Below are 15951 nucleotides of genomic sequence, written 5' to 3' on the forward strand. Positions count from 1 at the left end.
CATTTTGTTATCTTGCTCACAGAATATCGACTGATTCACGGGATAGACCGAGCGATGTGAACGACTGTTCTATCACTCGGTCTGTGCTTACTACGCCGTAATCGATACGCTCTTAATCTGCGCGTAGATCGTTTGCCCGGGATGAAGCACGAGATCGTCCCGAGCCCATGGTGTGATACGGGACCACAGCGTCTGCTGGCCGACTGCAAGCTTCACTTCAACCTGTCCATCGACATCAATGCACTCTACCACGCTGGCACACAGCACATTACGGATGCTGCTTTTTTCCGGTGGCTGTAGCACCAGAGAAACATCGGCGGCATTCACGCGAATGCGCAATGCGGCGTCCTGAGGGAGTTCGACTTTTCCAACCCACACCTGCTGGTCGCCTAATGCCAGCGCCGTCATCGCGTAATGCTCATGCTGAGCCAACACACGCGTACTCAGAATAGTGCTCTGTTCGTCTTTCGGTAACCACGGGCGTAGCGCGCTGCTAGCCCACACTTCTTCCAGCAGACCTTGCGCTTTCACTTTGCCTTTATCGAGCACCACAACATGATCGGCTAACCGGACAATCTCTTCCAGACTGTGGCTGACATACAGGATCGGAATATTGACTTCTTTCGCCAGACGTTCCAAATACGGCAACAGCTCGCGCTTTCTGGGTAAATCCAGCGACGCTAGCGGTTCATCCATGAGCAGCAATTCCGGTGCAGTCAGCAAGGCCCGACCAATCGCGACACGCTGTTTCTCTCCACCGGACAGCGTCCGTGGATAACGATTTAGCAGCGGTTCGATACCCAGTAAACTGACAATATCATCGAACTGCGATTCCATTGTCTCCGCCATGCCATAGCGCAGATTACCGCGCACGCGATAGTGCGGAAACAGCCGAGCATCCTGAAATACATAGCCGATTCGCCGCTTTTCCGGCGGAAGAAAAATACGCTGCTGCGTATCCACCAGCACATGATTATTGAGCACAATCCGTCCGCCATCTGGCCGGGTCAGGCCAACAACAGCGTTGATCAGCGAGGTTTTCCCTGCACCGGATACGCCGAAAATAGCGGTAATACCGTTCGCAGGCAGTTCAGACTGAACGCGAAGTTCGAGGCTACCCAGCTGTTGATGAAAATCGAGTTGCAGCATTATCCCCCCAACCGCTTGCGGCTCCAGTTTGTTAGCCATTCCGATGCTAACAGCGCAGCCAGCGACAAGACGATGGCAATGATACACAGCCTTGCTGCATCAGCCTCTGCGCCGGGCGTTTCAATCAGGGTATACATCGCCAGTGGAATGGTTCGGGTTTCGCCTGGAATGTTAGAAACAAACGTAATGGTCGCGCCAAACTCGCCAAGCGAACGGGCAAACGCCAATACGGTTCCAACAACAATCCCAGGAAAAGAGAGAGGTAATGTGATGGTGAAAAACACGCGCCACGGCGAGGCACCCAATGTCCGAGCGGCCTGTTCCAGATGCTTATCGACAGCATCAAGCGAAAGACGGATCGCCCGAACCATCAGCGGAAACGCGACAATCGCCGACGCTAATGCGGCACCGCGCCAGCTAAAACTAAAGCTGAAGCCGAACCAGTCATAGAGCCAGGAACCGATTACGCCACGTCTTCCCATCGCCACCAGCAGCAGATAGCCAATAACCACTGGCGGCAACACCAGTGGTAAATGGATAATGCTATCTAGCAGTGATTTACCGGGGAACCGACAGCGCACTAAAATCCACGCCATCAGTATCCCAAACGGCAAGCTGCACGCCACGGCCACAACGGAAACTTTGAGGCTCAGCTCAACCGCCTGCCATTCGTAATCACTCAGCATCATTAACGCGGCGCGAAGCCATAACGTTTAAATACGGCTGCTGCTTCCGGCGTTTTCAGGTAGTCATAAAAACCGCTAACCACCGCGTTTTTATGCTCTTTGACTATCGCCATCGGGTATTCGACAGGCTTGTGGCTCGTCGCTGGGAATGTACCGATGACCTTAACTTTGTCGCTGGCAACCGCATCAGAACCGTAAACGATGCCCAGCGGGGCTTCTTCACGTTCCACCAGCGCCATGGCTGCACGTACGTTGTTGGCGCGCGCCATCAGTGGAGAGAGTTCATCCCAGGCTTTCAGATTCTGTAAGGCTTCTTTGGCATAGATCCCAGCAGGCACGTGATCTGGGTCGCCAACGGCCAGACGTCCGTCTTTCAGCAGGCTTTTCCAGTTGGTTTTATCGTCAATTTTAATGTCTTTCTGCGCACTCGCCTTCGGTGCAATCACCACCAGCTCATTGCCCAGTAGCGTGTGACGCGTCGCGGTATCCATCAGGTTTTTATCCTGCGCGTAGTCCATCCACTGTTGGTCAGCAGAGATGAACAGATCGGCAGGCGCACCTTGTTCAATCTGGCGAGCCAGCGTTGAGGATGAGGCATAAGACGCGACGACAGCGACGTTTTTCTCTTTCTGATATTGCGTAGCGATTTCCTGCAACGCGTTGGTCAGTGATGCCGCGGCGAACACCGTGACTTTATCTTCTGCTACAGCGGGTAACGCCATTCCTGCACTGAGGGTTAGTGCGGCAAACCATTTTAACCATTGCTGCTTCATTCTTGTCTCCTGACAATTATCGTTGTGTAAATAATGATATAACGAATGATGAAGCAGTGTCATGTGCTTTAAAGGGGTATATTACCCGTCATACTTCAAGTTGCATGTGCGTTGGCTACGTTCACTCACCCGAATCACTTACCTGAGTAAGCTCATCGGGATTCCTTCTCTTGCCGCCTGCCTGAAACTCGAATTATTTAGGTAGATATGGGGGTAGAAAAGAAATGTCCGGCCAGAAGCCGGACATCAAAATAGGAAAGGATCGTGAATCAGTGCTGATTCTTTGCGCGCTGACCGTCGGAATGACCGATGCGGGACAACACGTTAAACACTTCGCCCAGGCAATAAATCGAGCCCATGATAATCACCATCATCACAGGAACCATGGCAACTGCAAACAGCAGGCTCTTCAATAACTCCAACATGCTTACCTCACTTATTGCAACAGTTTCCGCTACTTTAGCCCGTCTATACCCGTCATACTTCAAGCTGCTTGTGCGTTGGCGCCCTTACTCACCCCAGTCACTTACTTGTGTAAGTGACTGAGGATTCGCGCGGTTGCCGCCTTCACGCAACCCGAATTATCTAGGGTACACTGCGCTATTTCACTGTAAACCGAGATCGTCGTAATTGCCACGTAGTCTACCGCAGTAATAGAAATTAGTGCGTCTATTTGTGCGATTTGCCCCTGATGAAGAAAATAGCGACAATACAGAGAAGTAAACTCACCGACGGTGCCCTCACTATGCAGGCTGAAATTCTCCTCACCCTGAAACTCCAACAGCGTTTATTCGCCGACCCGCGGCGTATTGAATTGCTCAAGCAAATTCGTCATACCGGTTCAATCAGTCAGGGGGCCAAACTGGCCGGGATTAGCTATAAAAGCGCCTGGGATGCCATCAATGAGATGAACCAGCTAGCCGAACAGATCATCGTCGAGCGCATGACTGGCGGCAAAGGCGGTGGCGGTGCTCAGCTCACCCGCTATGGCGAACGTCTTCTCCAACTGTACGATTTGCTCGCGCAGATTCAGCAAAAAGCCTTTGATGTCTTGCAGGAAGACGGTCTGCCGTTGGATAGCCTGCTGGCAGCCATCGCGCGTTTCTCGCTGCAAACTAGCGCCCGTAATCAGTTTTTTGGAACCGTGCTCGCACGCGGCGAAGAACAGGTGCAACAACATCTGGATATTTTACTCGCCGATGGTAAAACAACGATCAGCGCCCTGATTACGCAACAAAGCGCCGAGCGCCTGCAATTACAGAAAGGGAAAGAAGTGTTGGCGCTGATTAAAGCACCATGGATCGATGTGTACGCTGCCACGTCCACCGCGCCCGCAGTCGATAACGTCTTGCCCGGGCAAATTCAGGCCATTCAGCACGGCGTAGAAAACAGCGAAATTCTGATTACGCTGACTGGGGGAGAAACCCTGTGTGCCATGGTGCCGAATGCCTTGCTTGAGCAGCAAAAGCTGCAACAGGGAGCGGATGTGAAAGCCTGCTTCAATGCTGACCGGGTTATCATCGCCACGCTTTGTTAATGTCGCTTTAGCGCTATCGCCATCTGACGAAGGATAGAAAATGTCATTGTTAAACATCACTCAGGGGTTATTTCGTCTCAGCGACACCCGCATGCTGCGTCTGGACGACCTGACGCTCGAACAAAACCAGTGCTGGGCCTTTGTCGGGGCCAACGGAAGTGGTAAATCTGCACTGGCGCGGTCGCTATCCGGCGAACTGCCGCTATTGAGTGGTGAGCGAACCACAGGATTCCAACGCCCCGTTCGCCTGTCATTTGAACAATTACAAAAACTGGTTTCCGACGAGTGGCAGCGCAATAACACCGATCTGCTCAGTGAAGGTGAAGACGATACTGGCCGTACCACGGCAGAAGTGATTCAGGATAGCCTCAACGAACCCGCGCGTTGCCAACAGTTGGCACACCAGTTTGGCATTGCGCATTTGCTGGAGCGGCGCTTCAAGTACCTCTCTACGGGGGAAACCCGCAAGGCGATGCTGTGTCAGGCGCTGATGTCCCAGCCTGACCTGCTGATTCTCGATGAGCCTTTTGATGGACTGGATGTAGCTTCCCGCCAGCAACTTGCCGATGAGCTGAGGAAACTGGCAGGCACTGGTTATACGCTGGTGCTTATTCTGAACCGCTTTGACGACATTCCTGATTTTATCAACCATGTCGGTGTGCTGGCAGACTGTACGCTGACCCGCGTCGGCGAACGTGAAGCGATCCTCTCTGAAGCGCTGGTGGCTCAACTCGCGTTTAGCGAAAAGCTGTCGGGGAGTTCGTTGCCAGAACCGGAAGATCCGCAGCGATATATGACGCTCCCCACTGACGAGGCGCGCATTCGGCTGCGTAACGGCGTGGTGCAATACAACGACCGCCCTATTCTGCATGAGCTGACGTGGGAAGTGTTGCCCAGTCAGCATTGGCAGATTATCGGGCCAAATGGCGCGGGCAAATCGACGCTACTCAGCCTGATTACAGGCGATCATCCGCAAGGCTACAGTAACGATCTCACGCTGTTTGGCCGTAAACGCGGCAGCGGTGAAACCATTTGGGACATCAAGCGCCACATCGGTTACGTCAGTAGCAGCTTCCATCTGGATTACCGCGTCAGCACCAGCGTGCGCAACGTTATCCTGTCAGGCTTTTTTGACTCTATTGGGATTTATCAGGCCGTTTCCGACCGTCAGCGCCACCTGACAGAACAGTGGCTCACTCTGCTTGGGCTCAATGGCGCTATCGCCGATACCCCGTTTCAGTCGCTCTCCTGGGGCCAGCAACGTCTGACGCTGATTGCCCGCGCATTAGTCAAACACCCCGCCCTGCTCATCCTTGACGAACCGTTACAGGGGCTTGATCCGCTCAATCGCCAACTGGTGCGCCGCTGGCTGGATATCTTGATTGGCGAGGGCGAAACGCAGCTACTCTTTGTCTCCCACCACGCGGAAGATGCGCCCGAGTGCATCACACATCGGCTCACTTTCGTCCCGCACAACGACATCTATCGCTACCAGATTGACGCGTTATGTAAATAACGCCTGAAAACAGGGATGATAACGCTACCACAAAATAAAATGTAGGGTAAAAAGTCAGGCTCATTTACACTGTAATCTATGCTTCACTCAGTTTATTCGTAAAAAAATCATCGATAACAGAGGCAGATTCTCGCTGTAGATCACCTTTTTCTGCCCCTAACCATGTTATTTTGCTGTATTGCGATAATAGAGGTCATTATGAACGTTCTTGTTACAGGTGGTAGCGGTTACATAGGGAGTCATACTTGCGTACAATTACTCGCTGCCGGGCACACACCCGTTATTCTCGATAACTTGTGCAATAGCAAGGCTAGCGTCGTTAAAACCATTACGCGCTTAACCGATAAGGCACCCGTTTTTTATCAAGGCGATATCCGCGACAGCGCGCTGCTGGACGATATTTTCGCTACGCATTCCATTGATTCCGTCATCCACTTTGCCGGCTTAAAAGCCGTGGGCGAGTCAGTGCGTGAGCCGCTGAGCTACTATGACAATAACGTCTACGGTACGCTCGTGCTGGTAGAGGCGATGAAGAAAGCCGGCGTGAAAAACCTGATTTTTAGCTCCTCCGCCACCGTCTATGGCGATCAACCACACACGCCCTATCAGGAAAGTTTCCCCACAGGTCACCCTGCCAGCCCCTATGGCCGTAGCAAGCTAATGGTCGAACAAATCCTGCAAGATTTACAACATGCTGAACCGGAATGGAGTATTACGCTGTTACGGTATTTCAACCCAGTGGGTGCCCACCCATCGGGTGAAATGGGAGAAGATCCGCAAGGTGTGCCTAATAACCTGATGCCTTATATCGCTCAGGTTGCTGTCGGGCGTCGCGACTCACTGGCGATCTTCGGTAATGATTACCCTACCGCTGATGGCACTGGCGTGCGAGATTACATCCACGTCGTCGATCTGGCTGACGGTCATATCGCCGCCATGAATACCCTGCAAAATCGTGCTGGCGTGCATATTTACAACCTGGGCGCAGGCGTAGGCTACAGTGTATTACAGGTCGTCGAGGCTTTTAGTCAGGCCTGTGGTAAACCGCTGGCTTACCATTTTGCCCCGCGTCGTCAGGGCGATCTGCCTGCTTATTGGGCAGATGCCGAACGTGCAGCAAAAGATCTTAACTGGCGAGTCACACGCTCACTGCAAGAAATGGCGCAGGACACCTGGCGCTGGCAGTCCAACCACCCCAATGGGTACGACGAAGCGTGACGGCGCGTTTTCACGCCGAATGACGGATTAGGGGGAAGCTCCGATCTGCTGGCCTTCCCCCAACATTGCAACCATCGGCCAACCTTCTCTATCTTCTCGGGCCTCTACAGGAGCAAGTCATGTTGAATGAAAGTCTTAGCACGCTGGCACCAGATGGTCAGCCGTTTCAGTTAACGACCTTGCAGAATCAGGCAGGTATGCGCGTGTGCCTGATGGACTGGGGTGCAACCTGGCTTTCCTGTGAGTTGCCGCTACCCGAGGGTGAGGTGCGAGAAGTCCTACTAGGCTGTGCATCACCCGAGCAGTATCCGTTACAAAGCGCTTATCTCGGCGCGTCGATTGGCCGCTATGCCAACCGCATAGCCAAAGCCACATTCAGTCGAGAAACCGAAACGTTTCATCTGGTTCCAAACCAGAACGAGCACCAGTTACACGGTGGCCCAGAAGGCTTTCATGCCCGCCGCTGGCGAATCGTCAGTCAGGATGCAACGCAAGTGACTTACCAATTGCATTCACCGGATGGCGACCAAGGATATCCAGGCCACCTTAACGTACAGGTGACGTACGCGCTGACCGAACATAACTCGCTGGAAATCTCGTATCAGGCGACCGTAGAGAAAGCCTGCCCCGTTTGTCTAACCAACCACGCGTATTTCAACCTTAATGGCGATTTGACTGACGTACGTAAGCACCAATTGCAGCTGTTTGCCGACTATTATTTACCGGTCAATAGCGCGGGCATTCCCAACGCCGATCTGACACCAGTAAACGCTACCGGAATGGATTTCCGCCAACCCAAAACGCTGGAAGAAGATTTCCTGCGCGACAGCGATCAAATGGCCGTCGGCGGCTACGATCACGCTTATTTATTGCATCGCACCTGCGGTTCCAGCGAAAGTCCTGCTGCCAATTTGTGGTCATCCGATGGCCGCGTGCTGATGAGCGTTTTCACCAGCGCCCCCGCCTTACAGCTCTACAGCGGCAACTTTCTGGCTGGAACGCCCTCGCGTGACGGCGGTCAGTATGAAAACTATGCCGGTGTCGCACTGGAAAGCGAATTCCTGCCGGACAGCCCAAATCACCCAGACTGGCCGCAGCCCGACTGCTGGCTGAAACCGGGGAAAGTCTATCGCTCGGATACCACGTACCAGTTCCTCACCCAGTAACTGAACAGCAAAAGATAATTAACCCATTGATAACATTGGCAGATAGCTATCTGCCAATTTACAAAACTATGCTATTCCCTGCTTGCCGCGTTCCAACTCAGACGCTTACACTGCCATGACGTCCAAAAAGGAAACGCCATGTCCGCATCATCACGGTCTCCATTATTCATTCATCATCTGCGCCATAAAGGCAGGTGGGGATGGCTATTGGCGCTGTGCTGGCTTTTCCTGAATGCACAACTGGCTATCGCAGGTCATCAATGCGATATGACACTCAGCCAGACCTCCCCCGCTATCCAGCATCAGGCACATCTGCAACAGGCTGACGTTCAGCCGTTATCATCTCACGCTCAGCATACGGCTACAGCGTCTTACGCTGCTGACCAGCAAACGCCGCTGTGCGAAAAACACTGCGTGCCGGATAGTATGAAGCAGGATAATGGCTCACTGGCATTATTAGCACTGCCGGTCAGCGGTGAGCTGGTCTTAGCGGATAACCCTGTCCACCTTGACCCAGCCTCTGATGTCTGGCTTTCCCCCCCTGCGGTCGGCCCTCCGGCTGAGATCCGCTTCTGCCGATTTAGAGAATAACCCAAGCGATTGATAACCCCTGCGCCAACGGGCGCAACACTATGTTTATCAATTATTTTTATTGGGATTATTTTATGCGTATCACTTATATGGCGCTGATCAGCAGCCTGATTTTTTCTGTTTCTTCCTTCACCTTCCCCGTGTGGGCCAACGACCACCAGCATCACGCAATGATGCCGACCACTCCCCCTGCGGCCACGACAGCCGTTTATCAGACTACCGGGGTTGTTAAGCAGTGGAACGCTAACAGCGTCACGCTCTCCCACGCGCCGATTGCCGACCTAAAATGGCCCGCCATGACGATGGCCTTCATGCCGCCATCCAGTAGCGAAATAACGCCATTGCCTGTCAACACGCCAGTCACGTTCAGCTTTATCCAGAACGAGAACGGCTACATCCTGACCGCGATTACGCCACAGCAGCCTTAACCGGAGCACAACATGAATTTATCCAAACACGACGCCGCGCGCGCGTGTCTGGCGATGTTGCTGTGGCTGCCAGCTGCCGTCTTTGCGGCAGATCTGAGTCTTGAGCAGGCTTTACAGGCGGCGGAACGTTACTCCGCCGACCTGTCAGCCAATCAACACCAGATTAACGCGCTCCAGAACATGGCCGACTCTGCCACGCAGCTTCCCGATCCCAAGTTGAAATTTGGCGTCGAAAATCTGCCATTAGGCGGCAACAACGGTAGCCGACTCACGCGAGAAGGTATGACGATGCAGCGTATCGGCATCATGCAGACCTACGTCAGCAGCAGTAAGCGTGATAGCAAAGCGCAGGCCATTCGGGTAGAAGCCGATGCGCTGCAAAGTAATAGCGAAAGTATTCGTGCTCGTCTGCAACGGGAAACGGCACAGGCATGGCTGGATCTGGCGCTCTCACAAAAAGCGTTGGGCGAGGTCACCGCACTGGTCACAGAAAGTCAGCGGCAGATCGCGTCGCAAAAAGCGAGTGTGGCGGCAGGTAGTGAAGCCAGTAGTGTGCTGGATGCCCGCCTGACGTTGGCAACCATGCAGGACAGGCAGTCTGATGCAGAACGGGACACGCGCATCGCACATGCCCGGCTGGTGCAGCTTACCGGCATCGCAGATATCAATGTAAACGGCGGCCTTCCCCGCTTTGAACGGCTGCCTGCCTCACGGGAGGTGCTGAGCAACACCATTCATCAGCATCCAGAAATGCAACTGGCGCTGCGTGAGGCCGAACTGGCTCAGGCTCGCTCCGCACAGTCAGCCGTTGCCGCCATCCCCAATGTTGATGTTGAAGTCTATTACGCGAAACGTGGAGATGATTACGACGACATGGCGGGCATGATGGTGACAGTCGATCTACCGCTCTTCACATCCAAACGTCAGGATAAGGACTATGCCGCAGACGTCTCGCGCAGCATGGAAGCTCGCGACAGAGTGTTGCTTACCGAACGAGAGCATCAGGCGCAACTCAATACGCTGATTGCTCAATATCAAGCCGCACAGTCTCGCTGGCAGCGCCAGAACAACGAGGTTCTCCCTCTCCAACAGCAGCGCATCAAACTGATTCAGGCTCAGTATCAATCCGGCAGCAGTAATCTTTCCGCCGTATTAGATGCCCGTCGGGCGTTACTCGAAAGCCGGATTGCCGTTCAGGATACCGCTCGGGAGATGGCGCAATATTGGGCTGCCATCCGTTATCTGACACCACAAGGAAGCCCTACGCGATGAGCAAAACAGTCACGAACAAATCACTGATGTTTAGCCTGATGACACTGGCTATTCTCAGCGCGGGTGGCGTGGGCTATCTGGTTGGCAAACAGCAAACGCCGCACTCGCCGTCTACCGCAGAGCCAGAACGTGCCGTTCTCTATTGGTATGACCCGATGGTGCCGGATAAACGTTTCGACAAACCGGGGAAATCGCCCTTTATGGATATGGAACTGGTGCCCCGCTACGCCGATGACGTGCAGGAGGATGGCGGTGTCATCGTCAGCGCTCGTCAGCAACAAAATCTCGGCGTTCGCACCACCCGCGCGGAAATGCGCGAACTGACTGACCGCACCACAGGTTATGGCACCGTCGCCCTCAACGAACGCGGTTTACACACGCTGGTCGCGCCTAGCGGCGGCATTGTCGAGAAACTCACGGTCAATGCGCTGCAACAACAGGTGAAGAAAGGCGAGACGCTAGCCACATTATGGAACCCGACCTGGGCGGCAGCACAGCGCGAATATCTGGCGGTACAGCAGTTGGGCGACGACATACTCACCCAATCGGCCCGCCAGCGGCTGGCGCTGTTATTTATGCCAGAAGCGATTATTCGGCAGGTCGAGCGGAGCGGCAAACCACAGGACAGGATCGCGATTACCGCACCAGAAGACGGCTACGTGAATAAGCTGGAGGTGCGGCAAGGTATGCAGTTGAGCCCTGCTCAGCCGTTATTCGAGCTTGCCAGTCTGAACCCGGTTTGGGTCGATGTCGATTATCCCGAAGCGCAGGCGGCGCTGCTAACGATTGGCAGCGACATCAGCGCAACCAGCCGTGCCTGGCCGGGTAAAACCTTCCACGGTAAAATCAGCGAACTGCTGCCTGTGTTAGATAGCACCACACGCACGCTAAAAGCCCGTGTCGTGCTGGATAACCCGCAACAGCAGCTTAAACCCGGCATGTACCTGACCGTGCAGCTTTCTCACGCTCAGGCACAGCCACGTCTGGCGATCCCGCAGGAGGCGCTATTGGTCAGCGGTAGCCAAAACCGGGTCTTGCTGAGCGACGGCAACGGTCATTTTACCCCGCGTAACGTCACGGTGGGCGCGTCGCTGGGCGACTGGGTCGAAATCCTCGATGGGCTAAAAGCAGGTGACAACGTGGTCACTTCCGGTCAGTTCCTGATCGATTCCGAAGCCAGCCTGCGCAGCGCCTTACCGCAGTTTGATGCGGAGACATCGGCAAACCCAGCAACGCCAACTGCCCCCGCGGGCTATCGCACTCAGGGAGTCATCAGAGCGATAAACGGCAATCAGGCCACCATCGAACACGAAGCGGTTCCGGCACTCAACTGGTCGCCAATGACGATGGACTTCACGCTGCCATCATCAGGGCTGCCACAGGGAGTGGGGATCGGCAGCACCGTCAGTTTCCAGTTCAGCATGGACGACAGTGGGATTCACGTCCTGCATTTTTTACCCGCTGACGATCCGCATGCTGGCCACGGAGGTCATCCATGATTGCCTACATCATTCGCTGGTCGCTCAAAAACCGTCTTCTGGTTTTACTGGCCGCGCTGCTCATGGCCGCATGGGGCCTGCTTTCCCTGCAAAAAACGCCGCTGGATGCCCTGCCCGATTTATCGGACGTGCAAGTCATCATTCGCGTCAGCTATCCGGGGAAAGCGCCGCAGGTGGTGGAAAATCAGGTGACCTACCCGCTGACGACCACCATGCTTTCCGTGCCGGGTGCCAAAACGGTACGGGGCTTTTCCATGTTCGGCGATGCCTACGTTTATGTACTGTTTGAAGATGGAACTGATCCTTACTGGGCACGCTCCCGTGTGCTTGAATATCTCAGTCAGGTGCAATCCAGCCTGCCTGCCGATGCGAAAACCTCGCTCGGCCCAGATGCCACCGGCGTCGGCTGGATCTACGAATACGCACTGGTCGATCGCAGCGGAAAATACAGTCTGGCCGATCTGCGCGGTTTTCAGGACTGGCTGCTGAAATATGAGCTGAAAACCGTTCCCGATGTAGCAGAAGTCGCCAGCGTGGGCGGTATGGTCAAACAATATCAGATTGTCGTCGACCCAGAACGCATGCGAACGCAGGGCATCACCCACCAGCAGATCGTCAGCGCTGTTCAAGCAGCCAATCAGGAAAACGGCGGTTCTGTGCTGGAGTTGGGCGAAGCGGAGTACATGGTGCGCACCACCGGTTACCTGAAAACCGCGCAAGATTTCAACCATGTGGTAATTACTACCCGCAACGGCATTCCTGTGCTGTTGCAGGATGTGGCGACGCTCAGAGAAGGGCCGGAGATGCGGCGCGGCATCGCAGAACTGAATGGCGAAGGCGAAGTGGCGGGCGGTATCATCGTCCTACGCTATGGCAAGAATGCGCTGAATACGCTGCATGCCGTCAAAGCGCGGTTACAGGAAATACAAAAAAGCCTGCCAGCGGGTGTAGAAATCGTCCCAACCTACGACCGCTCACAGCTGATTGAACACGCCATCTATACGCTCAGCTTCAAGCTGCTGGAAGAGTTTGTTGTCGTCGCGATCATCTGCGCCCTGTTTCTGTTTCACTTCCGCTCGGCGCTGGTGGCGATCATCAGCCTGCCGTTGGGGATTCTGGGGGCGTTTATCATCATGCGCTATCAGGGCGTGAACGCGAATATTATGTCGCTGGGCGGTATCGCGATAGCCATCGGCGCGATGGTGGATGCCGCGATTGTGATGATAGAAAACATGCATAAAGTCATTGAACAGTGGCGGCATGAAAACCCCGGGAAGCAGCCGCAGAATAACGAGTGGTGGCAGTTGGCAGAACGAGCTGCGGTGGAAGTGGGTCCCGCGCTGTTTTGCAGCCTGCTGATCATTACGCTGTCGTTTGTCCCGGTGTTCTCACTGGAGGCACAGGAAGGCCGCATGTTTTCACCGCTGGCCTTTACCAAAACCTATGCCATGGCCGTCGCCGCCGGATTAGGAATTACGCTGGTGCCGGTATTAATGGGGTATTTCGTACGCGGCAAGATACCGGACGAACAGGCGAATCCGATTAACCGCTGGCTGATTGCAGCCTATCACCCAGTGTTGCAAAAGGTGTTGAGCTACCCGAAAACCACGCTGTTGATTTCCGGCCTGCTGCTGCTGCTGACGCTCTTTCCGCTCAGCCGTCTGGGGAGCGAATTTATGCCACCGCTGGATGAAGGCGATCTGCTGTATATGCCTTCCACCCTGCCCGGCATCTCTGCACGGGAAGCTGGCCGACTGCTGCAACAGACGGACCGGCTGATTAAAACCGTGCCCGAAGTCGAGTCGGTCTTCGGCAAAGCGGGCCGTGCCGAAACGGCAACCGACCCAGCACCGTTAACCATGCTGGAAAGCACCATTCGGCTGAAACCACGCGATCAGTGGCGCGAGGGCATGACTATGGACAAGCTGGTTGCCGAGTTGGATCGTACCGTCAGCCTGCCGGGTATCGCGAACGTGTGGGTTCCCCCTATCCGTAACCGTCTGGACATGCTGGCCACCGGCATCAAAAGCCCGGTGGGCATTAAGGTTAACGGCAATAATCTGGAAGATATCGAACGTACTGCTGCACAAATTGAGCAGGTGGTGAAACGGGTTCTGGGCGTGACGTCCGCACTGGCGGAACGGCTGGCGGGTGGACGCTATATCGATATTGATATCGATCGTCAGCGCGCCGCACGCTACGGCGTGTCCGTCGAGGAGCTTCAGTCGGTGGTCGCTACGCTAATCGGCGGGCAAAACATCGGCGAAACCATTGAAGGCCGCCAGCGTTATCCCATCAACATCCGCTACCCGCGAGAATTACGCGATTCGCTACAAAAATTGCGTGACCTGCCCATCGTGACGGCCAACGGCAGCAGAGTGACGCTGGCAGAGCTGGCTGATATTCGCGTCAACGAAGGGCCACCGATGCTGAAAAGTGAAAACAGCCGCCTGTCGGACTGGATTTATGTCGACCTACGTGGACGCGACCTAAAATCTGCCGTTGAAGACATGCAGCAGGCCGTTGCCCAACAGGTCACGCTGCCGGAAGGCGTTTCCCTGAGCTGGTCCGGTCAATTTGAGTATCTGGAACGCGCCACGGAAAAAATGAAAATCGTCGTGCCCTTTACGCTGCTGATCATTTTTGTGCTGCTGTATGTCACCTTCAACCGCATCAAAGACGCGTTGCTGATTATGGCAACGTTACCTTTCGCGCTGATTGGCGGCGTCTGGCTGCTCTATCTCCTTGGCTATAATCTTTCTGTAGCGGGTGCCGTGGGCTTTATTGCACTGGCGGGCGTGTCGGCGGAATTCGGCGTCATCATGCTGCTGTACCTCAACCATGCAGTAGAGAAACACCGCGTTGCAGGTCAGGCGCTGTCACGCCAGCAATTGATGGATGCCATCCACGAAGGGGCGGTTCTGCGCGTACGGCCAAAAATGATGACCGTGGCTACGATTATGGCAGGGCTGCTCCCCATCATGTGGGGCGGCGGCAGCGGATCCGAAATCATGCAGCGGATTGCCGCGCCGATGATAGGTGGGATGGTGAGTGCCCCTCTGCTGTCGATGCTGGTGATTCCAGCGGTCTATCTGTTATTGCACAAAGGGGATTCCGGTTTGCTGAAACGGTAAAGCCAGAGCGTGATTTTACGCAAACAACCTGCGGATAAATCACGCTTGCCATCGACTATCGATTGCCGATAACCGTTCTCCACCCCTATAATGAAATCAGTTATCACAGAAATCTTAGGATAGGAAGGAGTTTAGCTATGGCTGTAACTAAGCTGGTACTGGTAAGACACGGTGAGAGCCAGTGGAACAACGAAAACCGCTTCACAGGCTGGTACGATGTCGATCTATCCGACAAAGGCCGTTCAGAAGCCAAAGCCGCAGGTCAGTTGCTGAAAGACGAAGGTTTTGCCTTTGATTTCGCGTATACCTCCGTGCTGAAACGTGCCATTCATACACTGTGGAATGTACTGGACGAGCTGGATCAAGCCTGGTTGCCAGTTGAGAAATCCTGGAAACTGAATGAGCGCCACTACGGTGCGCTGCAAGGTCTGAACAAAGCCGAAACCGCTGAAAAATACGGTGACGAGCAGGTTAAACAATGGCGTCGTGGTTTTGCGATTACGCCTCCAGAGTTGACGCGTGATGACGAACGTTTCCCAGGTCACGACCCGCGTTACGCTGCTCTGAGCGACAAAGAGCTGCCGCTGACTGAAAGCCTGGCGCTGACCATCGAACGTGTTGTGCCTTACTGGAACGAAACCATCCTGCCACGCGTCAAAAGCGGTGAGCGTGTGATCGTTGCGGCTCACGGTAACTCACTGCGTGCGCTGGTGAAATACCTGGACAACCTGGGCGAAGACGAAATTCTGGAACTGAATATCCCAACTGGCGTGCCGTTGGTTTATGAATTCGACGAGAACTTCAAGCCTATCAAACGTTACTACCTGGGCAACGCAGACGAAATCGCTGCAAAAGCTGCCGCAGTAGCGAATCAGGGTAAAGCGAAGTAATTTACCCCTGAATGACAAAAACCCGGCCATTACTGGCGGTCTACAGTAATGGCCGGGTAAAAAAACAGGCATAGCGTTATACCATCTACTCT

The 15951-nt window shown here is 54.4% G+C and carries 14 protein-coding genes; 10 read left to right on the top strand and 4 right to left on the bottom strand.

The features are described 5' to 3' along the window. Positions 1-90 precede the first annotated feature (90 nt). The 4 genes from modC to K7X24_RS11685 form a co-directional block, all read right to left on the bottom strand. Positions 91-1149, bottom strand: a complete 1059-nt coding sequence (gene modC / locus K7X24_RS11670) for a molybdenum ABC transporter ATP-binding protein ModC (protein WP_103970713.1) — start codon at positions 1147-1149, stop codon at positions 91-93. After that, entirely contained in the window at positions 1149-1838 is a 690-nt protein-coding gene (gene modB / locus K7X24_RS11675) for a molybdate ABC transporter permease subunit (protein ID WP_039473842.1), read from the bottom strand. Before modB ends, modC begins: the two co-directional genes overlap by 1 nt. Beyond that, positions 1838-2608 carry a molybdate ABC transporter substrate-binding protein gene (gene modA, locus K7X24_RS11680; protein WP_224555055.1) on the bottom strand — a complete coding sequence of 257 codons (771 nt, stop codon included), beginning with the start codon at positions 2606-2608 and terminating at the stop codon, positions 1838-1840. The genes modB and modA overlap by 1 nt, the downstream gene beginning before the upstream one ends. 269 nt (positions 2609-2877) lie before the next feature. Then, the gene (locus K7X24_RS11685; RefSeq protein ID WP_010302737.1) at positions 2878-3033 is read right to left on the bottom strand and encodes an AcrZ family multidrug efflux pump-associated protein; all 156 of its coding nucleotides are present in this window, start codon (positions 3031-3033) and stop codon (positions 2878-2880) included. Positions 3034-3353: 320 nt separating this feature from the next. On the opposite strand from K7X24_RS11685, the gene modE reads away from it, so the two are divergent. The 10 genes from modE (at position 3354) to gpmA (ending at position 15859) form a co-directional block, all read left to right on the top strand. Beyond that, entirely contained in the window at positions 3354-4145 is a 792-nt protein-coding gene (gene modE, locus K7X24_RS11690; RefSeq protein ID WP_224555057.1) for a molybdenum-dependent transcriptional regulator, read from the top strand. A gap of 40 nt (positions 4146-4185) precedes the next feature. Next, entirely contained in the window at positions 4186-5661 is a 1476-nt protein-coding gene (gene modF, locus K7X24_RS11695) for a molybdate ABC transporter ATP-binding protein ModF (protein ID WP_224555059.1), read from the top strand. Positions 5662-5859: 198 nt separating this feature from the next. Then, positions 5860-6879, top strand: coding sequence for a UDP-glucose 4-epimerase GalE (gene galE / locus K7X24_RS11700; RefSeq protein WP_211026651.1), 1020 nt, complete (start codon positions 5860-5862; stop codon positions 6877-6879). Positions 6880-6998: 119 nt separating this feature from the next. Next, positions 6999-8045, top strand: coding sequence for a galactose-1-epimerase (gene galM, locus K7X24_RS11705; protein ID WP_224555061.1), 1047 nt, complete (start codon positions 6999-7001; stop codon positions 8043-8045). Positions 8046-8183: 138 nt separating this feature from the next. Continuing rightward, positions 8184-8636, top strand: coding sequence for a hypothetical protein (locus K7X24_RS11710; RefSeq protein ID WP_105879309.1), 453 nt, complete (start codon positions 8184-8186; stop codon positions 8634-8636). A 74-nt stretch (positions 8637-8710) separates the two neighbouring features. Next, complete coding sequence (locus K7X24_RS11715; protein ID WP_224555063.1) at positions 8711-9064, top strand: copper-binding protein; 354 nt, start codon at positions 8711-8713, stop codon at positions 9062-9064. Between the two features lie 12 nt (positions 9065-9076). Continuing rightward, positions 9077-10336, top strand: a complete 1260-nt coding sequence (locus K7X24_RS11720; protein ID WP_130622167.1) for a TolC family protein — start codon at positions 9077-9079, stop codon at positions 10334-10336. Continuing rightward, positions 10333-11835 (top strand): efflux RND transporter periplasmic adaptor subunit, encoded by a 1503-nt coding sequence (locus tag K7X24_RS11725; protein WP_224555065.1) that lies wholly within the window; start codon positions 10333-10335, stop codon positions 11833-11835. Before K7X24_RS11720 ends, K7X24_RS11725 begins: the two co-directional genes overlap by 4 nt. Then, positions 11832-14969: an efflux RND transporter permease subunit gene (locus K7X24_RS11730; RefSeq protein WP_224555067.1), complete on the top strand. Its 3138-nt coding sequence runs from the start codon at positions 11832-11834 to the stop codon at positions 14967-14969. The genes K7X24_RS11725 and K7X24_RS11730 overlap by 4 nt, the downstream gene beginning before the upstream one ends. A 137-nt stretch (positions 14970-15106) precedes the next feature. Continuing rightward, the gene (gene gpmA / locus K7X24_RS11735) at positions 15107-15859 is read left to right on the top strand and encodes a 2,3-diphosphoglycerate-dependent phosphoglycerate mutase (protein ID WP_010302707.1); all 753 of its coding nucleotides are present in this window, start codon (positions 15107-15109) and stop codon (positions 15857-15859) included. Positions 15860-15951 lie beyond the last annotated feature (92 nt).

Source organism: Pectobacterium versatile (assembly GCF_020166435.1).
In the GTDB taxonomy this organism is placed as follows: Bacteria; Pseudomonadota; Gammaproteobacteria; order Enterobacterales; family Enterobacteriaceae; genus Pectobacterium; species Pectobacterium versatile.